Origin of the sequence: Streptomyces hirsutus (assembly GCF_001418415.1) — a bacterium.
Taxonomy (GTDB): domain Bacteria; phylum Actinomycetota; class Actinomycetes; order Streptomycetales; family Streptomycetaceae; genus Streptomyces; species Streptomyces hirsutus.
Window position 1 is genome coordinate 12,172 of the sequence record NZ_LIQT01000208.1, and the last position, 22,954, is coordinate 35,125.

Annotated in this window: 22 protein-coding genes; 20 read left to right on the forward strand and 2 right to left on the reverse strand. The window is 71.7% G+C overall.

The features are described 5' to 3' along the window. Positions 1-248: 248 nt before the first annotated feature. The 3 genes from AOK11_RS16770 (at position 249) to rpsD (ending at position 3,284) form a co-directional block, all read left to right on the forward strand. Positions 249-908: a vitamin K epoxide reductase family protein gene (locus AOK11_RS16770; protein ID WP_055594530.1), complete on the forward strand. Its 660-nt coding sequence runs from the start codon at positions 249-251 to the stop codon at positions 906-908. 77 nt (positions 909-985) lie between these two features. After that, complete coding sequence (locus AOK11_RS16775) at positions 986-2,341, forward strand: replication-associated recombination protein A (protein ID WP_055594531.1); 1,356 nt, start codon at positions 986-988, stop codon at positions 2,339-2,341. A 328-nt stretch (positions 2,342-2,669) separates the two neighbouring features. Beyond that, complete coding sequence (rpsD, locus tag AOK11_RS16780; protein ID WP_055594532.1) at positions 2,670-3,284, forward strand: 30S ribosomal protein S4; 615 nt, start codon at positions 2,670-2,672, stop codon at positions 3,282-3,284. 21 nt (positions 3,285-3,305) lie between these two features. Here the strand turns inward: rpsD and AOK11_RS16785 are convergent, their stop codons facing one another. Then, positions 3,306-5,486 (reverse strand): ATP-binding protein, encoded by a 2,181-nt coding sequence (locus AOK11_RS16785; RefSeq protein WP_055594533.1) that lies wholly within the window; start codon positions 5,484-5,486, stop codon positions 3,306-3,308. A gap of 154 nt (positions 5,487-5,640) precedes the next feature. Here AOK11_RS16785 and AOK11_RS16790 point away from each other — a divergent pair, with 154 nt between their 5' ends. The 14 genes from AOK11_RS16790 (at position 5,641) to nusB (ending at position 19,407) form a co-directional block, all read left to right on the forward strand. After that, positions 5,641-6,123 carry a DUF948 domain-containing protein gene (locus tag AOK11_RS16790; RefSeq protein ID WP_107098603.1) on the forward strand — a complete coding sequence of 161 codons (483 nt, stop codon included), beginning with the start codon at positions 5,641-5,643 and terminating at the stop codon, positions 6,121-6,123. A gap of 7 nt (positions 6,124-6,130) precedes the next feature. Further along, positions 6,131-6,502, forward strand: coding sequence for a hypothetical protein (locus tag AOK11_RS16795; protein WP_055594535.1), 372 nt, complete (start codon positions 6,131-6,133; stop codon positions 6,500-6,502). Continuing rightward, positions 6,502-9,174: an alanine--tRNA ligase gene (alaS, locus tag AOK11_RS16800; RefSeq protein ID WP_055594536.1), complete on the forward strand. Its 2,673-nt coding sequence runs from the start codon at positions 6,502-6,504 to the stop codon at positions 9,172-9,174. The genes AOK11_RS16795 and alaS overlap by 1 nt, the downstream gene beginning before the upstream one ends. A 35-nt stretch (positions 9,175-9,209) precedes the next feature. After that, a complete protein-coding gene (gene ruvX, locus AOK11_RS16805) occupies positions 9,210-9,674 on the forward strand; it encodes a Holliday junction resolvase RuvX (RefSeq protein ID WP_055594547.1) in 465 nt (154 codons plus the stop codon). Positions 9,675-9,798: 124 nt separating this feature from the next. Next, positions 9,799-11,592: an endolytic transglycosylase MltG gene (gene mltG, locus AOK11_RS16810; RefSeq protein ID WP_055594537.1), complete on the forward strand. Its 1,794-nt coding sequence runs from the start codon at positions 9,799-9,801 to the stop codon at positions 11,590-11,592. Continuing rightward, positions 11,573-12,412 (forward strand): shikimate dehydrogenase, encoded by an 840-nt coding sequence (locus tag AOK11_RS16815; protein WP_055594538.1) that lies wholly within the window; start codon positions 11,573-11,575, stop codon positions 12,410-12,412. Before mltG ends, AOK11_RS16815 begins: the two co-directional genes overlap by 20 nt. Before the next feature lie 50 nt (positions 12,413-12,462). Further along, the gene (locus AOK11_RS16820) at positions 12,463-12,834 is read left to right on the forward strand and encodes a hypothetical protein (RefSeq protein ID WP_055594539.1); all 372 of its coding nucleotides are present in this window, start codon (positions 12,463-12,465) and stop codon (positions 12,832-12,834) included. A gap of 249 nt (positions 12,835-13,083) precedes the next feature. Continuing rightward, positions 13,084-14,268 (forward strand): chorismate synthase, encoded by a 1,185-nt coding sequence (aroC, locus tag AOK11_RS16825; protein WP_055594540.1) that lies wholly within the window; start codon positions 13,084-13,086, stop codon positions 14,266-14,268. Between the two features lie 26 nt (positions 14,269-14,294). After that, the gene (locus tag AOK11_RS16830; RefSeq protein ID WP_055594548.1) at positions 14,295-14,777 is read left to right on the forward strand and encodes a shikimate kinase; all 483 of its coding nucleotides are present in this window, start codon (positions 14,295-14,297) and stop codon (positions 14,775-14,777) included. Beyond that, positions 14,774-15,868, forward strand: coding sequence for a 3-dehydroquinate synthase (aroB, locus tag AOK11_RS16835; protein ID WP_055594541.1), 1,095 nt, complete (start codon positions 14,774-14,776; stop codon positions 15,866-15,868). Before AOK11_RS16830 ends, aroB begins: the two co-directional genes overlap by 4 nt. 261 nt (positions 15,869-16,129) lie before the next feature. After that, positions 16,130-17,002 carry a Pro-rich N-terminal domain-containing protein gene (locus AOK11_RS16840; RefSeq protein ID WP_079034896.1) on the forward strand — a complete coding sequence of 291 codons (873 nt, stop codon included), beginning with the start codon at positions 16,130-16,132 and terminating at the stop codon, positions 17,000-17,002. A 237-nt stretch (positions 17,003-17,239) separates the two neighbouring features. Next, positions 17,240-18,346 (forward strand): aminopeptidase P family protein, encoded by a 1,107-nt coding sequence (locus AOK11_RS16845; RefSeq protein WP_055594542.1) that lies wholly within the window; start codon positions 17,240-17,242, stop codon positions 18,344-18,346. Positions 18,347-18,403: 57 nt separating this feature from the next. Next, positions 18,404-18,970 (forward strand): elongation factor P, encoded by a 567-nt coding sequence (efp, locus tag AOK11_RS16850; protein WP_055572225.1) that lies wholly within the window; start codon positions 18,404-18,406, stop codon positions 18,968-18,970. 2 nt (positions 18,971-18,972) lie between these two features. Further along, positions 18,973-19,407: a transcription antitermination factor NusB gene (nusB, locus tag AOK11_RS16855; protein ID WP_055594543.1), complete on the forward strand. Its 435-nt coding sequence runs from the start codon at positions 18,973-18,975 to the stop codon at positions 19,405-19,407. A 231-nt stretch (positions 19,408-19,638) separates the two neighbouring features. Here the strand turns inward: nusB and bldD are convergent, their stop codons facing one another. After that, on the reverse strand, positions 19,639-20,142 hold the full coding sequence (gene bldD, locus AOK11_RS16860) for a transcriptional regulator BldD (protein ID WP_055572227.1): 504 nt from the start codon (positions 20,140-20,142) through the stop codon (positions 19,639-19,641). A gap of 275 nt (positions 20,143-20,417) precedes the next feature. Between bldD and pyrR the strand changes: the two genes are divergently transcribed. From pyrR to AOK11_RS16875, 3 genes are all read left to right on the forward strand, one after another. Beyond that, positions 20,418-20,975, forward strand: coding sequence for a bifunctional pyr operon transcriptional regulator/uracil phosphoribosyltransferase PyrR (gene pyrR, locus AOK11_RS16865; protein ID WP_055594544.1), 558 nt, complete (start codon positions 20,418-20,420; stop codon positions 20,973-20,975). A 106-nt stretch (positions 20,976-21,081) separates the two neighbouring features. Then, entirely contained in the window at positions 21,082-22,065 is a 984-nt protein-coding gene (locus AOK11_RS16870; protein ID WP_055594545.1) for an aspartate carbamoyltransferase catalytic subunit, read from the forward strand. 4 nt (positions 22,066-22,069) lie between these two features. After that, positions 22,070-22,954: dihydroorotase (locus tag AOK11_RS16875; protein ID WP_055594546.1), on the forward strand; the 885-nt coding region annotated here is incomplete at its 3' end.

Sequence of the window (22,954 nt, forward strand, 5' to 3'; positions counted from 1 at the left end):
CAGCGGGCCCGGCGCCTTCGGCGTCGATGCGCCCTCGTCGCGTCAATGCGGCGAACGGCAATTCCCTCGATCGGGGACTTAAGGTGGAATGTGTGTACGGCCGGGGCACATGCTGCGGCCTAAACCGTACGCCCGCGGGGGATCGTTCCTATGCTCTTGTGACCGGTGGACGGTGAACCCACAGTCACGTACGGCACAATGGCCCTGCCCGAAGCAGGTCCACACTCTCCAGTGACGGAATCGGCGTGATGAGCAACACGACAGTGAAGGACATCTCCACCGAGCCCGACCCCGCGCAGGGGCCGGCCGCCGGGCGGGTGCGCGAGGGCGCCGGCCGTGCGTTCGCCCTGCTGTTGGTCATCACCGGCGCCGCCGGTGTGCTCGCCGCGTGGGTCATCACACTGGACAAGTTCAAGCTGCTCGAGGCCAAGGTCAGGGGCGAGACGTACGTCCCCGGCTGCAGCCTCAACCCAGTGGTCTCCTGCGGCAGCGTGATGGAGAGCGACCAGGCGAGTGTCTTCGGCTTCCCCAACCCGATGCTGGGCCTCGTCACCTACGGCATCGTCATCTGCGTGGGCATGAGCCTGCTCGCCGGGGCCCGCTTCCCGCGCTGGTACTGGCTCACCTTCAACGCGGGCACCCTCTTCGGCACCGTCTTCTGCGCCTGGCTGATGGCCCAGTCCCTCTACCGGATCAACGCCCTGTGCCTGTGGTGCTGCCTGGCCTGGGTCGCCACGATCATCATGTTCTGGTACGTCACGTCGTTCAACGTCCGCAAGGGCTTCCTGCCCGCCCCGGGCCCGGTCAAGAGCTTCTTCGGCGAGTTCACCTGGGTCATGCCCGTCCTGCACATCGGCATCATCGGCATGCTGATCCTGACCCGGTGGTGGGAGTTCTGGACCAAGTGACCACCGGGTCGTACCGGCCCCGGGGCCACGGTGACCGCGCCGACCACGTTGTCGGTGCGGTCCTTTAGGGTTTCGGTGTGGAGCCCGACCTGTTCACCGCCGCAGCCGAAGACCGCCAGGAGAAGGACCCGACCGGCAGCCCTCTCGCCGTCCGGATGCGCCCGCGCACCCTCGACGAGGTGGTGGGCCAGCAGCATCTGCTGAAGCCCGGCTCACCCCTGCGCCGGCTGGTCGGCGAGGGCGCCTCCGGTCCCGCGGGCCCGTCCTCGGTGTTCCTGTGGGGACCGCCCGGCACCGGCAAGACGACCCTGGCCCACGTCGTCTCCAAGGCCACCGACCGGCGCTTCGTCGAACTGTCGGCGATCACCGCGGGCGTCAAGGAGGTCCGCGCGGTCATCGACGGCGCCCGCCGCGCCTCCGGCGGGTACGGCAAGGAGACCGTCCTCTTCCTCGACGAGATCCACCGCTTCAGCAAGGCCCAGCAGGACTCCCTGCTCCCCGCGGTCGAGAACCGCTGGGTCACGCTGATCGCCGCGACCACCGAGAACCCCTACTTCTCCGTCATCTCCCCGCTGCTGTCCCGCTCGCTCCTGCTCACCCTCGAACCCCTCACCGACGACGACATCCGGGACCTGCTCCACCGCGCGCTCGGCGACGAGCGGGGCCTGAAGGGTTCCCTCACGCTCCCCGAGGACACCGGCGACCACCTGGTGCGCATCGCCGGAGGGGACGCCCGCCGGGCACTGACCGCCCTGGAGGCCGCCGCGGGGGCCGCGCTGGACAAGGGCGAGACGGAGATCTCCCTGGCCACCCTGGAGGAGACCGTCGACCGGGCCGCCGTGAAGTACGACCGCTCCGGCGACCAGCACTACGACGTGGCCAGCGCCCTGATCAAGTCCATCCGAGGCTCCGACGTGGACGCCGCCCTGCACTATCTCGCCCGGATGATCGAGGCCGGCGAGGACCCCCGCTTCATCGCCCGCCGCCTGATGATCTCCGCCAGCGAGGACATCGGCCTCGCCGATCCGAACGCGCTGCCCCTCGCGGTCGCGGCCGCCCAGGCCGTCGCCATGATCGGTTTCCCCGAGGCCGCCCTCACCCTCAGCCACGCCACCATCGCCCTCGCCCTGGCCCCGAAGTCCAACGCGGCCACCACCGCGATCGGCGCCGCCCTCGACGACGTCCGCAAGGGACTGGCCGGGCCCGTGCCGGCCCATCTGCGCGACGGGCACTACAAGGGCGCGGCCAAGCTGGGCCACGCCCAGGGGTACGTGTACCCGCACGACCTGCCCGAGGGCATCGCCCAGCAGCAGTACGCCCCCGACGCCCTCAGGGACCGCGCGTACTACGACCCGACCCGGCACGGGGCCGAGGCGCGGTACGCCGACGCGGTCGGATGGACCAGGAAGCACCTCGGTCGGAAGCAGTCGTGAGCACCTTGTAGAATGTGCCCAAGCTGCGTCCCGCGTCCGGCCCCCGCAAGGGAAACCGGCACCACCAGAGCGGGACATCCAGCCGGATACCCGCCCCTCGGGGCAGGGAATCCAGGAGCGTCGCGCACCGTCGAACGGTGTCGCGGGCAGCCCACCACCACCCGGATTCCCGGGACCGGCCGGTGGGCCACTCGCGTGCTGCACGTATGTGCCCAGACCAGGGGAGCGGCTGCCCGGCAGGCCCGTCACGGACCCGCGGGGTTTCCCCGACTGCGGATGCGACCTCCCTTAACCCTGGTGAGCCGACAAAACGAAGGTGAAAGAGACAGTGGCGAATCAGTCCCGCCCCAAGGTCAAGAAGTCGCGTGCCCTGGGTATCGCGCTGACCCCGAAGGCCGTCAAGTACTTCGAGGCCCGCCCCTACCCGCCGGGTGAGCACGGCCGCGGCCGCAAGCAGAACTCGGACTACAAGGTCCGTCTGCTGGAGAAGCAGCGTCTGCGCGCCCAGTACGACGTCAGCGAGCGCCAGCTCGTCCGCGCGTACGAGCGTGCCGCCAAGACGACGATCAAGACCGGTGACGCCCTCGTCATCGAGCTCGAGCGCCGTCTCGACGCCCTGGTCCTGCGTTCGGGCATCGCCCGCACGATCTACCAGGCCCGCCAGATGGTCACCCACGGCCACATCCAGGTCAACGGCAAGAAGGTCGACAAGCCCTCCTTCCGTGTCCGCCCGGACGACGTCGTGCAGGTTCGTGAGCGCAGCAAGGACAAGACGCTGTTCACGATCGCCCGCGAGGGTGGCTTCGCCCCCGACGGCGAGACCCCGCGCTACCTCCAGGTGAACCTCAAGTCCCTGGCGTTCCGCCTGGACCGTGAGCCGAACCGCAAGGAGATCCCGGTGATCTGCGACGAGCAGCTCGTCGTCGAGTACTACGCCCGCTGATTTCAGCAGGCGCGCGGTGACTCAGCCCGCCGTCTCCCCGCCCTTACGGGTGGGCGAGGCGGCGGGCTGCTGCGTGGGCGCCCCGGCCGCCTGCCGTACGCTCCCGCCCGGCGCCGGATCGCCCACCGCGGCCCCGGTCCCGCGCAGCGCCCACCGGACCGCCTCGTCCCGGCCGAGCCGCGCCCCCTGCCGCACGCCCTCCTCGTACCGTTCGTCGCCCAGTTGCTCCCGGGCCAGCGCCTCGCACAGCTCGTGCGGCGTGTTGTAGTGGGCCGAACCGAACAGCCGCAGTCCCACCGACGGCCACATCCGGTCCGCCGCCCCCTGGAGCACCGCCGCCTCGACCGCCTTCCCCTCCGCCACCGTGACCAGGGCGAGCAGCTCCAGCACCAGCACCGAACCGAGCAGGTCGCTGAAGCCGTGGGCGCCGTCCAGGGAATCGGTGAGCAGTTCCCGGGCCCTGACCGGGTCGCCCCCGCACCAGGCCGCGTACGCCAGCACGTACAGCGCGTAGGTGCGGGCCCACCGCTCGCCGTGCTCCTCGCACACCCGGCGGACGTCCTCGCACATCCGCACCGCGTCCGGCAGATCTTCCTGGAAGGCACGGGCCATCGCCAGCTCGATCCGGGCCATCAGCACATTGCTGTTGAGCTCCCCGATCTCGTCGTAACGTTCCAGCGCCGACCGCAGCAGCGTCTCCGCGCGGAACACGTCGTCCGTGATCAGCGCCAGGCAGCCGGCGCGGTGCTCCGCGTACGCCAGCGCCGTGGGGTTCGCCGCCCGCTCCGCCTGACGGCGGCACTCCTGGAGCGCGGCCAGCGCGGGCACCGTGTCGCCCTGGAGGATCGCCACATAAGCGAGCACCCACAGGGCCTTGAGCCGGGGCTGTTCATGACCGGAGTCGATCCGCACCGCCTGCTCCAGCCAGTGCCGGCCCTCCGCCAGCCGCCCGCAGCCCACCCAGGAGAACCACAGCGAGCCCGCCAGGTGCTGTCCCAGATGCGCCTCGTCCGGGTCCGTCAGGCCCACCTCCAGGGCACGGCGCAGATTCGGCAGATCCGCCTCGACGCGCGCGGCGATCTCACGCTGCCGGGACGAGAACCAGTCCAGCTCGCACCAGGTGGCGAGTCCCACGTACCAGTCCCGGTGCCGCCGCGCGAGCCGCTCCGCGTCGCCGACGCTCTCCAGCCACTCGGCGCCGTACGCGCGCAGCGTGTCCAGCATCCGGTAGCGCGCCCCCGCCGGGGTCTCCTCGCGGGTCACCACCGACTGCGCGAGCAGCGCCGACAGGACGTCGAGGACGTCCCCGGCGGCCAGACCGTTCCCCCCGCACACGTACTCGGCGGCCTCGAGGTCGAAGTGCCCCGCGAACACCGAAAGCCGCGCCCACAGCAACCGCTCCTCGGGCGTGCACAGTTCATGGCTCCAGCCGACCGCCGTCCGCAGCGTCCGGTGCCGGGGCAGGGCGTCCCGGCCGCCGCCGGTCAGCAGCCGGAACCGGTCGCCGAGCCGCTCCAGCACCTGCCCCGGCGACAGCGCGCCCAGCCGGCCGGCGGCCAGCTCGATCGCGAGCGGGATGCCGTCGAGACGCCGGCACAACTCCCGCATCTGCCCCTCGTCCCCGGCGCCCACCGCGTGCTGCCCCGCACGCACCGCCAGCAGCCGGACCGCCTCGTCCTCGCCGAGCGGAGCCAGCGGCACCAGCCGCTCCCCGGCCACGGACAGCGCACGGCGCCCCACGGCGAGCACCCGCAGCCCCGGCGCCCGGCGCAGCAGATCGGCCACCAGTTCGGCACAGGCGTCCACCAGGTGCTCGAACCCGTCCAGCACCAGCAGCAGCCGGCGCTCCGCCAGATGTCCCCGCAGCGTCTCGCGCGGCAGCCGGGTGGTGTGGTCCGTCAGGCCCAGCGCCTCCACCACCATGTGATCGACGAACTCGGCGTCCCCGAGCGCCGCCAGCTCCACCCGCCAGACCCCGTCCCGCGGCGCGCACCGCGCGGCCACCCGGGCGGCCAGCCGCGACTTGCCGACCCCGCCGGGCCCGGTCACCGTCACCAGCCGCGAAGCGGTGAGGGCCCGGGACAGTTCGTCCAGCTCCGCCGCACGGCCCACGAACGCGTCCGGCTCCAGCGGCAGGTTGCCCGCCACGGCCCGCGGCGGGCCGCCGTCCGCCGGCGTGCCGTCGCACCCAATGTCCCCCATGAAACACGGAGCGTACTGAACCGTGTTCAGTCCGTACAATCTCTTCCCCGACTCCGCCCGCGGCGGACGGTAATCCGGTACGGAGTCCCGCCGGTGGCGCGATAGGCTCGGTGCACGAATTTCTCGATGTTCAGGCACGTTTCTCAGGGAGCAGGTGCGCACAGTGTCCGGTGGAGAGGTGGCCGGAATCCTGGTGGCCGTGTTCTGGGCGATCCTGGTCTCCTTCCTCGCCGTCGCACTGGCGAGGCTGGCCCAGACGCTCCGGGCGACCACCAGGCTCGTGGCGGACGTGACCGACCAGGCCGTCCCGCTGCTGGCCGACGCCTCCACCGCGGTGCGCTCCGCGCAGACCCAGATCGAGCGGGTCGACGCGATCGCCTCCGACGTCCAGGAGGTCACCTCCAACGCCTCCGCCCTGTCGACCACCGTCGCCTCCACCTTCGGCGGCCCGCTGGTCAAGGTCGCCGCGTTCGGCTACGGCGTGCGCCGGGCCGTCAGCGGGCGCAGGGAGGACGCGCCGGCCAGGACGGACTCCGCCAGGACCGAGCCCGCGAAGGCGCCGGGCCGCACCGTGATCGTGGGCCGCACCGTTCCGGGCACGCGGCGGGCGAGGCGCACCCGGGGAAAGAAGGACTGACGCAGCGATGTTCCGTCGTACGTTCTGGTTCACCACCGGCGTCGCCGCAGGTGTGTGGGCCACCACCAAGGTCAACCGGAAACTGAGGCAGCTGACGCCCGAGAGCCTCGCCGCGACCGCGGCGAACAAGGCGATCGAGGCCGGCGGCCGCATCAAGGACCGGGCGGTGGACTTCGCACTCGACGTCCGCGACCACATGGCCCGGCGCGAGGCCGAACTGGGCGACGCCCTCGGCCTCGACGCCCCCGTCGGCCGGGAACTCCCGGGCCCCGGCCGGTACGCCGCCATCGAGAACCGCAACAGCCCGAAGAACAAACCGCGGTACGCCGAGGGCTCGGCGTACCTGACGAACCCGTACAACCGGAATGAGGACCACTGATGGAGTCGGCCGAGATCCGCCGCCGCTGGCTGAGCTTCTTCGAGGAGCGCGGGCACACCGTCGTCCCTTCGGCGTCGCTCATCGCGGACGACCCGACTCTGCTCCTCGTCCCGGCCGGCATGGTGCCCTTCAAGCCCTACTTCCTGGGCGAGGTCAAGCCGCCCTTCGCGCGCGCCACCAGCGTCCAGAAGTGCGTCCGCACGCCGGACATCGAAGAGGTCGGCAAGACCACCCGGCACGGCACGTTCTTCCAGATGTGCGGCAACTTCTCCTTCGGCGACTACTTCAAGGAAGGCGCCATCAAGCTCGCCTGGGAGCTGCTCACCAGCTCCCGGGACGACGGCGGCTACGGCCTCGACCCCGAGCGCCTGTGGATCACCGTCTACAAGGACGACGACGAGGCCGAGCGCATCTGGCGCGACGTGGTCGGCGTGCCCGAGGAACGCATCCAGCGCCTGGGCATGAAGGACAACTACTGGTCCATGGGCGTCCCCGGCCCCTGCGGCCCCTGCTCCGAGATCAACTACGACCGCGGTCCCGAGTTCGGCGCCGAGGGCGGCCCCGCCGTCAACGACGAGCGGTACGTGGAGATCTGGAACCTCGTCTTCATGCAGTACGAGCGGGGCGAGGGCATCGGCAAGGACAACTTCGAGATCCTCGGGGACCTGCCGAGCCAGAACATCGACACCGGTCTCGGTCTCGAGCGGCTCGCCATGATTCTGCAGGGCGTGCAGAACCTGTACGAGATCGACACCTCCATGGCCGTCATCGACAAGGCCACCGCCCTGACCGGGGTCCGCTACGGCGACGCCCAGGACTCGGACGTCTCGCTGCGCGTGGTCACCGACCACATGCGCACCTCGGTCATGCTCATCGGCGACGGCGTCACCCCGGGCAACGAGGGCCGCGGCTACGTGCTGCGCCGCATCATGCGCCGCGCCATCCGCAACATGCGCCTCCTCGGTGCCACCGGCCCGGTCGTCAAGGACCTGGTCGACGTCGTCATCGGCATGATGGGGCAGCAGTACCCCGAGCTCGTCACCGACCGCGAGCGGATCGAGAAGGTCGCCGTCGCCGAGGAGAACGCCTTCCTCAAGACGCTGAAGGCCGGCACCAACATCCTCGACACCGCCGTCACGGAGACCAAGCAGTCCGGTGGCACGGTCCTGTCCGGCGACCGGGCCTTCCTGCTGCACGACACCTGGGGCTTCCCGATCGACCTCACCCTGGAGATGGCCGCCGAGCAGGGCCTCTCCGTGGACGAGGACGGCTTCCGCCGCCTGATGAAGGAACAGCGGGAGCGGGCCAAGGCCGACGCCCGGGCCAAGAAGACCGGCCACGCCGACCTCGGCGCCTACCGCGAGATCGCCGACCGGGCCGGCGCCACCGACTTCACCGGCTACAGCGCCACCGAGGGCGAGTCCACCGTCGTGGGCATCCTGGTCGACGGTGTGTCGTCCCCGGCCGCCACCGAGGGCGACGAGGTGGAGATCGTCCTCGACCGCACCCCGTTCTACGCCGAGGGCGGCGGCCAGATCGGCGACACCGGGCGCATCAGGGTGGACTCCGGCGCCGTCATCGAGATCCGCGACTGCCAGAAGCCGGTCCCGGGCGTCTACGTCCACAAGGGCGTCGTCCAGGTCGGCGAGGTCACCCTCGGCGCCAAGGCCCACGCCTCCATCGACGAGCGCCGCCGCACGGCCATCGCCCGCGCCCACTCGGCCACCCACCTCACCCACCAGGCCCTGCGCGACGCCCTCGGCCCGACGGCCGCCCAGGCCGGTTCCGAGAACCAGCCCGGCCGCTTCCGCTTCGACTTCGGCTCGCCGTCCGCCGTTCCGACGGCCGTGATGACCGATGTCGAGCAGAAGATCAATGAGGTGCTCGCCCGCGACCTGGACGTGCGCGCCGACGTCATGGGTATCGACGAGGCCAAGAAGCAGGGCGCCATCGCCGAGTTCGGCGAGAAGTACGGCGAGCGCGTGCGCGTGGTGACCATCGGTGACTTCTCCAAGGAGCTGTGCGGCGGCACCCACGTGCACAACACCGCCCAGCTGGGCCTGGTGAAGCTGCTCGGCGAGTCCTCCATCGGCTCCGGCGTGCGCCGCATCGAGGCCCTGGTCGGCGTGGACGCCTACAACTTCCTCGCCCGCGAGCACACGGTCGTCGCCCAGCTCCAGGAGCTGATCAAGGGCCGCCCGGAGGAGCTCCCGGAGAAGGTCTCCGCCATGCTCGGCAAGCTCAAGGACGCCGAGAAGGAGATCGAGAAGTTCCGCGCCGAGAAGGTGCTCCAGGCCGCCGGAGGCCTCGCCGAGTCCGCCAAGGACGTCCACGGCGTCGCCCTGGTGACCGGCCGGGTCCCGGACGGCACCACCGCCGACGACCTGCGCAAGCTGGTGCTCGACGTACGCGGCCGGATCCAGGGCGGCCGGGCCGCCGTCGTCGCCCTGTTCACCGCCGTCAACGGCAAGCCCCTCACGGTCATCGCCACCAACGAGGCCGCCCGCGAGCGCGGCCTCAAGGCCGGTGACCTGGTCCGTGCCGCCGCCAAGACCCTCGGCGGCGGCGGTGGCGGCAAGCCGGACGTCGCCCAGGGCGGCGGCCAGAACCCGGACGCCATCGGCGACGCCGTGGACGCCGTCGAGCGGCTCGTGGCGGACACGGCCAAGTGAGCGGGCCGGTGAACGATCCCTCGGGCGGCCGGGCCATGCGCCGCGGCCGCCGGCTCGCGATCGACGTCGGGGACGCCCGGATCGGGGTCGCCTCGTGCGACCCCGACGGGATCCTCGCCACCCCGGTCGAGACCGTCCCCGGCCGGGACGTCCCGGCGGCCCACCGGCGCCTTCGTCAGCTCGTGGAGGAGTACGAGCCGATCGAGGTCGTCGTCGGCCTCCCTCGCTCCCTCAAGGGGGGCGAGGGCCCCGCCGCGGTCAAGGTCCGCGGCTTCGCGCAGGAACTGGCCCGCGGGATCGCACCGGTGCCCGTGCGCCTCGTCGACGAACGCATGACGACGGTGACGGCGAGCCAGGGGCTGCGTGCCTCGGGCGTGAAGTCGAAGAAGGGACGCTCCGTCATCGACCAGGCCGCCGCCGTGATCATCCTCCAGCAGGCCCTTGAATCCGAACGGGTGTCAGGCAATCCACCCGGTGAGGGCGTCGAAGTGGAGAGGTGATCGCGGTACGGTAACGTTCCGCGCGATGCGGTGGCGTTCGAACAGCCGCCGCGAAAGAGAGGCGGAACGGACGCCGGCCACCCCCACAGCCGCGTGACCGCCGCCTCGCGGCTCTAGGGGATCGATGACTGAGTATGGCCGGGGCCGAGGCTCCGAACCGTGGCATCCGGACGACCCGTTGTACGGGGACGGCGGATGGGCCGGGCAGCAGACCCAGCAGGGTCAGCAGCCCCAGCAGCCCCCCTACGACGGCCAGGCGCAGCACTACCCGCAGCAGCCGCAGCAGCAGCAATACGGCGACTGGGGCACCGCCGAGCAGCAGGGCGGGTACGGCGAGCAGCAGTACGCGCAGTACGACCAGCAGCAAGGTCACCAGCAGCAGTACGGCGAGCAGCAGTACGGCCAGCAGTACGCCCCCCAGCAGGCGCAGCACCCGGACCAGCAGCACCCGGACCAGCAGCAGTACGACACGGGCGGCTGGCAGACCGGCGCCCACGCCCACCCGCAGGACCCGTACGCGGCGGCCGACCCCACGGACCCGTACGGTCAGCAGGGCGGGGCGTACGGCGCCCAGCAGTCCGACTACTACGCGACCTCCGAGGCCTACCCGCCGCCCGAGCCGCCCGCCCGGCGCGGCGCCGAGCCCGAACGGCAGCCGGAGCAGGACCCGGAACCGGAACCGGAGCCGCGGACCGACTGGGATCCGGGGCCGGACCAGGGGGAGCACGCCTTCTTCTCGGGCGACGACGAGGACGAGGCCGACGAGCCGGGCGGTCGCGGCGACCGCCGGGGCAAAGGTGCCAGGAGCGGCAAGGGCGGCAAGGGCGGCAAGGACAAGAAGCGACGCAGTGGGTTCGCCTGCCTCATGGTGGTGGTGGTCCTCGGCGGCGGTGTGGTCGGTGTGAGCTACGTCGGCTGGCAGTTCGTCAAGGACCTTTTCGGCAGCGCCCCGGACTTCGCGGGCGACGGGAACGGTGAGCAGGTCACCGTCACGATCCCCAAGGGCTCGACCGGGTACGCCATCGGCCAGGTGCTCAAGAAGGAGGGCGTGGTCAAGAGCGTCGACGCCTTCGTCGCGGCCCAGGCCGACAACGCGCAGGGCGACACGATCCAGGACGGCGTCTACACGCTCGAGTTGGAGATGTCGGCCGAGAGCGCGGTCGAGCTGATGCTCAGCCCGAAGAGCCGCAACAACCTGGTCATCCCCGAGGGCAAGCGCAACGCCGAGATCTACAAGCTCATCGACCAGCGCCTCGAGGTCGACGACGGCACCACCGAGAAGGTCGCGGAGAAGGACTGGAAGAAGCTCGGCCTGCCTGACTGGGCGGTGAACGGCGGGGACGTCAAGGACCCGCTGGAAGGCTTCCTCTACCCGTCCAGCTACGCGGTGGGCAAGGGCGTGAAACCCGCGGACGTGCTGAAGGAGATGGTGGGCCGGGCCACCGACAAGTACGAGGAACTGCAGTTCCCGGAGAAGGCCGAGGGCCTCGGTCTCGAAGGGCCGTGGGAACTGGTCACCGTCGCGAGTCTGGTGCAGGCCGAGGGCAAGACCCACGACGACTTCCGCAAGATGTCCGAGGTCATCTACAACCGCCTCAAGCCCACCAACACCGAGACCAACCAACTGCTGCAGTTCGACTCGACGTACAACTACCTGCAGAAGGAAAGCAACATCCACATCAGCGAGTCCGAGATCAACAGCAACAAGGACCCGTACAACACCTACACACGCAAGGGCCTGCCGCCCGGCCCCATCGGCAACCCCGGCGACGACGCACTGACCGCGGCGCTGAAGCCGACGAAGGACGGGTGGATCTACTTCGTGGCCACCGACGGCGTGAGCAAGACCGAGTTCGCAAGGACGCACGACGAGTTTCTGAAGCTGAAGGACAAGTTCGATGCCAGCTCGGGCAACTGACCGTCGCCGAGCCGCCGTCCTGGGCTCCCCGATCGCACACTCCCTCTCCCCGGTACTGCATCGCACCGCCTACGCGGAGCTGGGGCTGGAGAGCTGGACGTACGACCGCTTCGACATCGACGAGGCGGCGTTGCCGGGCTTCTTCGAGAAGCTCGGCCCTGAGTGGGCCGGGTTGTCGCTGACCATGCCGCTCAAGCGGATGGTCGTTCCGCTGCTCGACGGGATCAGCGAGACGGCGGCCTCCGTGGACGCGGTGAACACCGTGGTCTTCGCCGAGGACGGCCGGAAGACCGGAGACAACACCGACATCCCCGGCATGGTCGCCGCCCTGCGCGAGCACGGCATCGACAAGGTGGACACCGCCGCGATCCTCGGTGCCGGAGCCACCGCGTCGTCCGCGCTCGCCGCGCTGTCCCGGATCTGCGCCGGCGAGGTCGTCGTCTACGTGCGCAGCGCCGCGCGCGGCGCCGAGATACGGCAGTGGGCCGAGCGGCTGGGCGTGGCGGTGCGCATCGCCGACTGGGACGACGCCGAACAGGCCCTGCACGCCCCGCTGGTGGTCACCACGACCCCGGCGGGCGTCACCGACGGCCTCGCCCGATCCGTCCCGGAGCGTCCCGCGGCCCTCTTCGACGTGCTCTACGACCCTTGGCCGACCGTTCTCGCGGCCCGCTGGGCGGCGTACGGCGGCGCGGTGGTCGGCGGTCTCGACCTGCTGGTGCACCAGGCGGTGCTCCAGGTCGAGCAGATGACGGGGCGCTCTCCGGCCCCGCTGGACGCCATGCGAAAAGCAGGAGAGCGGGCGCTCGCGGCCCGATAGGATCCCGCCCGGTTCCGCAGGGGGCGGAACCGGGGGAGGGATACGCGTTCATGTCCGCAGGCACGCCACTGGCATCCGTGAAGTCCCAGATCTTCGAGTCCGTGCTGGGCTTTCTGCCCGACTGGGTGCAGATCACGGTGCTGGCCCTGATCGTTCTCGTCGTCGTCGTGTCCTGGGCCGTCAAGATCAAGCGCAAGGTCGCACACCGGCGGGCCACCCGTGCGGCCCGGCCGGTCCACGCGGCGGCCCAGTACGGACAGGGCAGCGGAGCCGACTACCCGGACCAGTACGCGCCGCAGCCCGGACAGGCAGGCCGGCCCGCACCGCACGTTCCCGAGCAGGTCACGGCGGGGCAGAGCGGTGCCGACTTCCTCGGGGCCTACGCACCCGGGCAGCAGCGCCCGGGTGACGGCCGGGCCTGAGCCCAGGACCGGTCGCCGGAGGGCGGGGCCGTCGGACCGGGGCACCGGACCGCCCCGCCCCACCCTCGGTACCGGCGGTTCTCTCGCCCCGTCGCCGCTCGTCCGACTGATGGACCGGCGACCGGACACGCCGCCCGAACGTGGGAGGATCGGACGTGGCGGGCCGGGGCCGCGCACCCCGTCGCGCCGTAGCCGTACGCGACGCCGCGTGCGCAGGGCAGTACCGGGCGCGAGCATGGAGGAGCACCGTTGAGCAGGTTGCGCTGGCTGACCGCGGGGGAGTCCCACGGTCCCGCACTCGTCGCGACGCTGGAGGGTCTTCCCGCCGGCGTGCCGATCACCACGGACATGGTGGCGGACCATCTCGCGAGGCGGCGGCTGGGCTACGGCCGCGGTGCCCGGATGAAGTTCGAGCGGGACGAGATCACCTTCCTCGGCGGTGTCCGGCACGGCCTCACCCTCGGTTCCCCGGTCGCGGTCATGGTGGGCAACACCGAGTGGCCGAAGTGGGAACAGGTCATGGCGGCCGACCCGGTCGACCCCGAGGTGCTGGCCGGCCTCGCCCGCAACGCCCCGCTGACCCGTCCGCGCCCCGGCCACGCCGACCTCGCCGGCATGCAGAAGTACGGCTTCGACGAGGCTCGTCCGATCCTGGAGCGGGCCTCCGCGCGGGAGACCGCGGCCCGCGTGGCGCTGGGCGCCGTGGCCCGGTCGTACCTGAAGGAGACGGCCGGCATCGAGATCGTCTCCCACGTCGTGGAGCTCGCGGCCGCCAAGGCCCCCTACGGCGTGTACCCGACCCCGGCCGACGTGGAGCGGCTGGACGAGGACCCGGTGCGCTGCCTGGACGCGGACGCGTCGAAGGCGATGGTCGCGGAGATCGACCAGGCCCACAAGGACGGCGACACCCTCGGCGGAGTCGTCGAGGTGCTGGCGTACGGCGTACCGGTCGGCCTCGGCTCGCACGTGCACTGGGACCGGCGGCTCGACGCCCGGCTGGCCGCCGCCCTCATGGGCATCCAGGCGATCAAGGGCGTGGAGGTCGGCGACGGCTTCGACCTGGCACGGGTGCCCGGCTCCCAGGCGCACGACGAGATCGTCGCCACCGACGAGGGCATCAAGCGCTCCTCGGGCCGCTCCGGCGGCACCGAGGGCGGTCTGACCACCGGTGAGCTGCTGCGGGTACGGGCCGCGATGAAGCCGATCGCGACCGTGCCGCGGGCACTGAGGACCGTGGACGTCGTCACCGGCGAGGAGACCGCCGCCCACCACCAGCGCTCCGACGTGTGCGCCGTACCGGCGGCCGGCATCGTCGCCGAGGCCATGGTCGCCCTGGTCCTCGCGGACGCGGTCGCGGAGAAGTTCGGCGGCGACAGTGTCACCGAGACCCGCCGCAATGTGACGTCCTACCTCGAGAACCTGGCCATCCGGTGACTCCGCTGATCGTGCTGATCGGCCCGATGGGCGTCGGCAAGTCCACCGTCGGGCACCTGCTGGCCGAGCGCCTGGGCGTCGGCTACCGGGACACCGACGACGACATCGTCGCCGGGACGGGCCGCAGCATCGCCGAGATCTTCGTGGACGAGGGCGAGCCCGCCTTCCGCGCGCTCGAGAAGCAGGCGGTGCGCACCGCGCTCGCCGAGCACGAGGGCGTCCTGGCCCTGGGCGGCGGCGCCGTCCTCGACGCCGAGACGCGCGCGCTGCTCGCCGGGCAGCGGGTCGTCTACCTGTCGATGGACGTCGAGGAGGCGGTCAAGCGCACCGGCCTCAATGTCGCCCGGCCGCTGCTCGCCGTCAATCCGCGCAAGCAGTGGCGCGAACTGATGGAGGCCCGGCGCCCTCTGTACGAGGAGGTGGCCACGGCCGTCGTGGCCACGGACGGCCGTACGCCGGAAGAGGTCACCCGCTCCGCCCTGGACGCACTGGAGATGAAGCAAGCATGAGCAGCGAGGCAGTGACGCGGATCCACATCGGCGGCACCGCGGGCACCGACCCGTACGAGGTCCTGGTGGGCCGGCAGCTCCTGGGCGAGCTCGGCGGGCTGATCGGGACCGCCGCCAAGCGGGTCGCGGTCGTGCACCCCGAGGCCCTGGCCGAGACCGGCGAGGCGCTCCGCGCCGATCTCGCCGAGCAGGGCTACGAGGCCGTCGCCATCCAGGTGCCGAACGCGGAGGAGGCCAAGACCGCCGAGGTCGCCGCCTACTGCTGGAAGGCACTCGGCCAGTCCGGGTTCACCCGCACCGACGTCATCGTGGGCGTGGGCGGCGGCGCCAGCACCGACCTGGCCGGGTTCGTGGCCGCCACCTGGCTGCGCGGGGTGCGCTGGATCGCGGTGCCGACCACGGTGCTGGCCATGGTCGACGCGGCCGTCGGGGGCAAGACCGGCATCAACACCGCCGAGGGCAAGAACCTCGTGGGCGCCTTCCACCCGCCCGCCGGCGTGCTGTGCGACCTCGCCGCCCTGGACTCCCTCCAGACCAACGACTACGTCTCCGGGCTGGCGGAGGTCATCAAGGCCGGCTTCATCGCCGACCCGGTGATCCTCGACCTCATCGAGGCCGATCCGCAGGCCGCCCGCACCCCGGCGGGCCCGCACACCGCCGAGCTCATCGAGCGCTCGATCCGGGTCAAGGCCGACGTCGTCTCCTCCGACCTGAAGGAGGCGGGCCGCCGGGAGATCCTCAACTACGGTCACACGCTCGGGCACGCCATCGAGAAGAACGAGCGCTACAAGTGGCGCCACGGCGCGGCGGTGTCGGTGGGCATGCACTTCGCCGCCGAACTCGGCCGGCTCGCCGGCCGGCTGGACGACGCCACCGCCGACCGGCACCGCGCCGTCCTCGAATCGGTCGGGCTGCCCCTGCACTACCGCCACGACCAGTGGCCGAGGCTGCTGGAGAACATGAGGGTCGACAAGAAGTCCCGCGGCGACCTGCTGCGCTTCATCGTCCTCGACGGCCTCGCCAAGCCCACCGTGCTGGAGGGACCGGACCCGGCGGTGCTGCTCGCCGCGTACGGAGAAGTCGCGGAGTAGCATCCGCGGACCCCGCTCCCGCCGGGCAGACCGGCGCCCGGCGGGAGCAGGCTCCTGCCCCGCCGGGCAATCGACCCGGCGGGGCAGGGCACTCAGGGCCACTTTCGGCCGTTCACCGGACAACGGCAGGGGCGGTACCCGTTCGAACAGCCGCTCCGACGCTCTAGGCTGTCGGGGAGCGCGGGGGCCCACCCTGCCCTCAGTGCTTGTCGCCCGCGGCGAGTGAACCGAGCCCAGCAGACCGAGACGGAGTGGCACCGGATGCAGCACGCAGTGGGTTCTCCGCTGCCGCCGCCCCACCGACCGGGGCACGGACCGGCCGACGGCTGGTCACCGGCCGCACATCATCCGGGAGCGCACCCCCTGGGGGCTCACCCCCCGGGGGCGCACCAGGGGCCCGCCCCGGTGCCCGGGCCGCCACCGGCCCCCGGCTACCCCGGACCGACACCGCAGCCCACGGGCGTCCCGCAGTCCCCGCATCCGCCGCCGGACACCACCGGGCAGGTGCCGCTGCCGCCCGGCGGCCCCGTCGCCATGCCCAGTGTCCCGCAGGCCCCCGCGGCGGCCGACCCGGCCCGCACGACCCTCGCGGTCCTGCTCATAGGCCCCGCGGGCGCCGGGAAGACCAGCGTCGCCAAGTACTGGGCGGGCCACCGCCGGGTGCCGACCGCGCACATCAGCCTGGACGACGTACGGGAGTGGGTGCGGTCCGGCTTCGCCGACCCGCAGACCGGGTGGAACGACCACTCGGAGGCGCAGTACCGCCTGGCCCGCCGCACCTGCGGCTTCGCCGCGCGCAACTTCCTCGCCAACGGGATCTCCTGCATCCTCGACGACGCCGTCTTCCCCGACCGCCCGGTCGTCGGCCTCGGTGGCTGGAAACGGCATGTGGGACCCGGCCTGCTGCCGGTCGTGCTGCTGCCCGGTCTGGACATCGTCCTGGAACGCAACGCCGAGCGGTCCGGCAACCGCCGCCTCGGCGACGAGGAGGTCGCCCGCATCCACGGCCGCATGGCCGGCTGGTACGGCTCGGGCCTCCCGATCATCGACAACTCCCAGCTCGGCATACCGGAAACGGCCGAGGTCCTGGACGACGTCCTCGCCCGGTCCATCGCCAGTCCTCCGTCCTGGTGAGCCACGCGGTGCGGTCGGCAGCGCCGGCAGCCCCCGCCCACCCGTCCCGGGCGGGCGCGGTGTGTTCCCGTCGGCCGGATCCGCCGGGCAGGCCCTGAGGGCCTGCCCGGCCCGCTGTCTCCGGCGCGCTGTGACGGTGCCCCCGGCGCCCGCCGCACGCCTGTCCGGGGGCCGCATCCCCCGCCCACTCGGACCTCTCGAACGGCGCTTTCCGGCCACCGCTCATAGGCTCGGGACATGTCTGAGGTGTACGCGCTCCGCCGGACGCGGCTGAGGGAATGCTGCAACGCGGGTGGCAGCGCGGCGGCGCTGGTCACCCGGCCCGCCAATGTGCGCTATCTCGCGGGCCCCGCCCCCGAAGGCGCCGTACTGCTGCTGGGCCCGGCCGAGGACTTCCTGGTGTGCGCCGGGCTGCCCGACGACCGTTCCGGGCAGACCCGGCCCGACGAGGCGCTGCGGGTGCACGCCGTGCCCGGCACCGGTGGTGATCCCGCCGTCGAGGCCGCCGGGCTCGCCGCCACCGGGGGCGCCGACTCCCTCGCCGTCGAGGAGCACCACCTCACCGTGACCCGGCACCGCGCCCTGCGCTCGGTCGCCCCCGGGCTGCGCCTGGCCGACGTCGGCGGCGCCGTCGAACAGCTCCGGGTGGTCAAGGACGAGGAGGAGCTCTCCTGTCTGCGCATCGGCGCGGAGATCGCCGACCAGGCCCTCGGCGAGCTGCTGGAATCCATCCTCGTCGGCCGCACCGAACGCCATCTCGCGCTGGAACTGGAGCGCCGCCTGGTCGACCACGGCGCCGACGGCCCGGCCTTCGCCACCTCCGTCGCCACCGGCCCGAACGCCGGGCGGCCCGGTCACCGGCCCACCGACCGGCGGGTGGAGGAGGGCGACTTCCTCTCCGTCTGTCTCGGCGCCACCTACCGCGGGTACCGCTGCGAGATCGGCCGTACGTTCGTCATCGGCACCGCTCCCGCGGACTGGCAGATCGAGCTGTACGACCTCGTCTTCACCGCTCAGCGGGCCGGCCGGGAGTCCCTCGTACCCGGCGCCGCCTGCCGCGACGTGGACCGCGCGGCCCGCCAGGTACTGGACAGCGCGGGGTACGCGGCGGCCCTTCCGGCACTCACCGGACACGGAGTCGGACTCGAAATCGACGAGGACCCTCAACTGACGCCCGGGACCATGGGTAAACTGGACGCTTGTGTGCCGGTCACCGTCGAACCGGGGGTCCACCTCCCGGGCCGGGGCGGTGTCCGGATCGATGACACGCTCGTCGTGCGCCCCGAGGCGGACGGCGGACCCGAGCTACTCACCATCACGACCAAGGAGCTGCTGGCGCTCTAGCTTCGCGCCGAGTGCCGGCCCCGAGTCGTCTCACGTCAGTCCAGGAGATTCCGCAACGTGGCTTCCACGAACGACCTCAAGAACGGCATGGTGCTCAAGCTCGAAGGCGGCCAGCTCTGGTCCGTCGTCGAGTTCCAGCACGTCAAGCCCGGCAAGGGCCCGGCCTTCGTGCGCACCAAGCTCAAGAACGTGCTCTCCGGCAAGACCGTCGACAAGACCTTCAACGCCGGTGTGAAGGTCGACACCGCCACCGTCGACAAGCGGGACATGCAGTTCTCCTACATGGACGGCGACTACTTCGTCTTCATGGACATGGAGACCTACGACCAGCTGCACATCGACCGCAAGGTCGTCGGCGACGCCGCCCACTTCCTCGTCGAGGGCTTCGAGGCCACCGTCGCGCAGCACGAGGGCGAAGTGCTCTTCGTCGAGCTCTCGGCCGCCGTCGAGCTGACCGTCGCCGAGACCGAGCCGGGCGTCCAGGGCGACCGCTCCACCGGCGGCACCAAGCCGGCCACGCTGGAGACCGGGCACCAGATCCAGGTCCCGCTCTTCATCACCACCGGTGAGAAGATCAAGGTCGACACCCGTACGAGCGACTACCTCGGCCGGGTGAACAGCTAACCGTGGCTGCCCGCAATACGGCCCGCAAGCGCGCCTTCCAGATCCTCTTCGAGGGTGACCAGCGCGGCGCCGACGTCCTGACGGTCCTCGCGGACTGGATCCGGCACTCCCGGTCCGACACCCGGCAGCCGCCGGTGAGCGAGTACACGATGCAGCTGGTCGAGGGCTACGCGCAGCACGCGGCGCGCATCGACGAGCTGATCGCCCAGTACTCGGTCGGCTGGACCCTGGACCGCATGCCGGTCGTCGACCGCAACATCCTGCGTCTCGGCGCGTACGAGCTGGTCTGGGTCGACGAGACCCCGGACGCCGTCGTCCTCGACGAGATGGTGCAGCTGGCGAAGGAGTTCTCCACGGACGAGTCGCCCTCGTTCGTCAACGGCCTCCTCGGCCGGTTCAAGGAGCTCAAGCCCTCGCTCCGCCGCGACGAGGTCTGATCCGGCACCGGCCAGCCGCACCAGCCCCACAGGCCCCGGGGACCGGCACGGACACGCCGGAGGGCCCGCNNGCGGGCCCTCCGGCGTGTCCGGAGCCGGTCCCGGGCCTTCCCGGCCCCTGGCCTGCTCCTCGGCCCGCAGAACGAACGCAGAACGAACGCCGCCGGGGTGGCCCGACCTCTGCAGGTCGGGCCACCCCGGCGGTACGTTTCTGCTCGGGCGGTGGTGCGATCAGCCCTCGTCGTGCGAGGCGACCGCGCGACGCGCGTCCGGGTCCAGTACGCCCCAGCTGATCAGCTGCTCGGTGAGGACCGAGGGCGACTGGTCGTAGATCACGGCGAGCGTGCGCAGGTCGTCCTGGCGGATCGAGAGCACCTTGCCGTTGTAGTCGCCGCGCTGGGACTGGATCGTCGCCGCGTACCGCTGCAACGGGCCGGCCTTCTCCGGCGGCACCGTGGCCAGCCGCTCCAGGTCGAGGACCAGCTTCGGCGGCGGCTCGGCGGCACCGCCCGGCGTGGTGCCGGGAAGTAGTTCCTGCACCGGAACGCCGTAGAAGTCCGCCAGCTCGGCAAGACGCTGCACGGTCACTGCGCGGTCGCCGCGCTCGTACGAACCGACCACGACCGCCTTCCAGCGGCCCTGGGACTTCTCCTCGACACCGTGGAGGGAAAGGCCCTGCTGGGTGCGGATCGCGCGGAGCTTGGCCCCGAGTTGTTTGGCGTATTCGCTGGACATATAGCTCCCCGGCACTGTGTCGACGCGACCGGCATGATTTCCGGGCCGCGCGGCTGGTAACTCACTGTGAGGTTACGCAGAGTTACTCTCGCCCGTCAAGCCGAACGGTCCACACCGACTCTTCCGGAGCCGGCGCGAACCGTTGCGCCGATGGAGTGGCCGGCGGTGGCGGGAGGGGGAATCAGGGGTGTCGCTCCCCACCTGATAGCGTGGCCGACGTAATCCCGACGTCCTTTAAGGTCCGTCCCGTGAGGCGGAGAAGGAGGTCCGTTCACATGGACACGCACTCCGATGCGCGGCCCGTTCTCGAAGGCCCCGACATCGCGCGGGTACTGACCCGCATCGCCCACGAGATCGTCGAGCGCGCCAAGGGCGCCGACGACGTGGTGCTCCTCGGCATCCCGACCCGGGGCGTCTTCCTCGCCCAGCGGCTTGCCGCCAAGCTCGAGCAGGTCACCGAGCGCAAGGTCCCGGTCGGCTCGCTCGACATCACCATGTACCGCGACGACCTGCGCATGCACCCGCCGCGCGCGCTGGCCCGCACCGAGATCCCCGGCGACGGCATCGACGGCCGGCTGGTCGTCCTCGTCGACGACGTGCTCTTCTCCGGGCGCACCATCCGCGCCGCCCTCGACGCGCTGAACGACATCGGGCGCCCGCGCGCGGTGCAGCTCGCCGTCCTCGTCGACCGCGGCCACCGCGAACTGCCCATCCGCGCCGACTACGTCGGCAAGAACCTCCCCACGTCGTTGCGGGAGACGGTCAAGGTCCTGCTCGCCGAGGAGGACGGTCGCGACACCGTGCTGCTCGGCGCCAAGCAGCCCTCCCCGTAGCGATCCGGGCGCGCCTCCCGCGTGCGCCGGCCCGGTGTGCCGCCACGCCCCGGGATGCCCGGATTCTCCCGTTCTTCCGATTGAACCGTCTTACGGAGCCTGAAAGATGCAGCGTCATCTCATCTCGGCCGCCGACCTCACCCGCGACGACGCCGTCCTGATCCTCGACACCGCCGAGGAGATGGCCCGGGTCGCCGACCGGCCGATCAAGAAACTGCCGACCCTGCGCGGCCGGACCGTCGTCAACCTCTTCTTCGAGGACTCCACCCGGACTCGGATCTCCTTCGAGGCCGCGGAGAAGCGGCTGTCCGCGGACGTCATCAACTTCACCGCCAAGGGGTCCAGCGTCTCCAAGGGCGAGTCCCTCAAGGACACCGCCCAGACCCTGGAGGCCATGGGCGTCGACGCCGTCGTCATCCGGCACGGCGCCTCCGGGGCCCCGTACCGGCTGGCCACCTCCGGCTGGATCGACGCGCACGTCATCAACGCCGGCGACGGCACCCACCAGCACCCCACCCAGGCCCTGCTCGACGCCTTCACCATGCGGCGCCGGCTCGTCGGCCGGGACACCGGGATCGGCCAGGACCTCTCCGGCCGGCGCATCACGCTGGTCGGCGACGTCCTGCACAGCCGGGTCGCCCGCTCCAACGTCGACCTGCTGCACACCCTCGGCGCCGAGGTCACCCTCGTCGCCCCGCCGACGCTGCTGCCGGTCGGCGTCGAGGCCTGGCCCTGCGAGGTCTCCTACGACCTCGACCGCACCCTGCCCAAGTCCGACGCCGTGATGATGCTGCGCGTGCAGCGCGAGCGCATGAAGGCCGCGTTCTTCCCGACCGAGCGCGAGTACTCACGGCGCTACGGCCTCGACGGCGAGCGCATGCGGCGGATGCCCGAACACGCGATCGTGATGCACCCCGGCCCCATGGTCCGCGGCATGGAGATCACCGCCGAGGTGGCCGACTCCGAACGCTGCACCGCCGTCGAACAGGTCACCAACGGGGTCTCCATCCGGATGGCCGTCCTGTACCTGCTGCTCGGGGGCAACGAACCCGCCCTCACCCACGCCGCCCGCACCACGGAGGAGAAGTAACACGATGAGCAAGACCCTGATCCGCGGTGCGAAGGTGCTCGGCGGCGACCCGCAGGACGTGCTGATCGACGGCGGGACCGTCGCGGCCGTCGGCACCGGGCTGAGCGCCGAGGGCGCAGAGGTCGTCGAGGCGGAGGGCAAGGTGCTGCTGCCCGGCCTGGTCGACCTGCACACCCATCTGCGCGAGCCCGGCCGCGAGGACTCCGAGACCGTGCTGACCGGCACCCGCGCGGCGGCGAGCGGCGGCTACACCGCCGTGTTCGCCATGGCCAACACCTTCCCCGTCGCCGACACCGCCGGCGTCGTCGAGCAGGTCTGGCGGCTCGGCAAGGAGCACGGCTACTGCGACGTACGGCCCGTCGGCGCCGTCACCGTCGGCCTGGAGGGCAGCACGCTCGCCGAACTGGGGGCCATGCACGAGTCCGCGGCCGGCGTCACCGTCTTCTCCGACGACGGCAAGTGCGTCCACGACGCCGTGATCATGCGGCGCGCCCTGGAGTACGTGAAGGCATTCGGCGGCGTCGTCGCCCAGCACGCGCAGGAGCCCCGGCTGACCGAGGGCGCCCAGATGAACGAGGGCGTCGTCTCCGCCGAGCTGGGCCTGGGCGGCTGGCCGGCCGTCGCCGAGGAGTCGATCATCGCCCGGGACGTGCTGCTCGCCGAGCACGTCGGCTCCCGCGTCCACATCTGCCACCTGTCGACCGCGGGCAGCGTCGAGATCGTCCGCTGGGCCAAGTCCCGCGGCATCGACGTCACCGCCGAGGTCACCCCGCACCACCTCCTGCTCACCGACGAGCTGGTGCGGTCGTACAACCCGGTCTACAAGGTCAACCCGCCGCTGCGCACCGAGCGGGACGTCATGGCGCTGCGCGAGGCGCTCGCCGACGGC

Excerpts from the sequence above, each read along its gene's own strand:
- AOK11_RS16770 (WP_055594530.1), top strand. The coding sequence starts at position 249 with ATGAGCAACACGACAGTGAAGGACATCTCCACCGAGCCCGACCCCGCG.
- AOK11_RS16785 (WP_055594533.1), bottom strand. The coding sequence starts at position 5,486 with ATGGGGGACATTGGGTGCGACGGCACGCCGGCGGACGGCGGCCCGCCG.
- AOK11_RS16795 (WP_055594535.1), top strand. The coding sequence starts at position 6,131 with ATGTTCCGTCGTACGTTCTGGTTCACCACCGGCGTCGCCGCAGGTGTG.
- alaS (WP_055594536.1), top strand. The coding sequence starts at position 6,502 with ATGGAGTCGGCCGAGATCCGCCGCCGCTGGCTGAGCTTCTTCGAGGAG.
- ruvX (WP_055594547.1), top strand. The coding sequence starts at position 9,210 with ATGCGCCGCGGCCGCCGGCTCGCGATCGACGTCGGGGACGCCCGGATC.
- mltG (WP_055594537.1), top strand. The coding sequence starts at position 9,799 with ATGACTGAGTATGGCCGGGGCCGAGGCTCCGAACCGTGGCATCCGGAC.
- AOK11_RS16815 (WP_055594538.1), top strand. The coding sequence starts at position 11,573 with ATGCCAGCTCGGGCAACTGACCGTCGCCGAGCCGCCGTCCTGGGCTCC.
- AOK11_RS16820 (WP_055594539.1), top strand. The coding sequence starts at position 12,463 with ATGTCCGCAGGCACGCCACTGGCATCCGTGAAGTCCCAGATCTTCGAG.
- AOK11_RS16830 (WP_055594548.1), top strand. The coding sequence starts at position 14,295 with ATGGGCGTCGGCAAGTCCACCGTCGGGCACCTGCTGGCCGAGCGCCTG.
- aroB (WP_055594541.1), top strand. The coding sequence starts at position 14,774 with ATGAGCAGCGAGGCAGTGACGCGGATCCACATCGGCGGCACCGCGGGC.
- AOK11_RS16840 (WP_079034896.1), top strand. The coding sequence starts at position 16,130 with ATGCAGCACGCAGTGGGTTCTCCGCTGCCGCCGCCCCACCGACCGGGG.
- AOK11_RS16845 (WP_055594542.1), top strand. The coding sequence starts at position 17,240 with ATGTCTGAGGTGTACGCGCTCCGCCGGACGCGGCTGAGGGAATGCTGC.
- bldD (WP_055572227.1), bottom strand. The coding sequence starts at position 20,142 with ATGTCCAGCGAATACGCCAAACAACTCGGGGCCAAGCTCCGCGCGATC.
- pyrR (WP_055594544.1), top strand. The coding sequence starts at position 20,418 with ATGGACACGCACTCCGATGCGCGGCCCGTTCTCGAAGGCCCCGACATC.
- AOK11_RS16870 (WP_055594545.1), top strand. The coding sequence starts at position 21,082 with ATGCAGCGTCATCTCATCTCGGCCGCCGACCTCACCCGCGACGACGCC.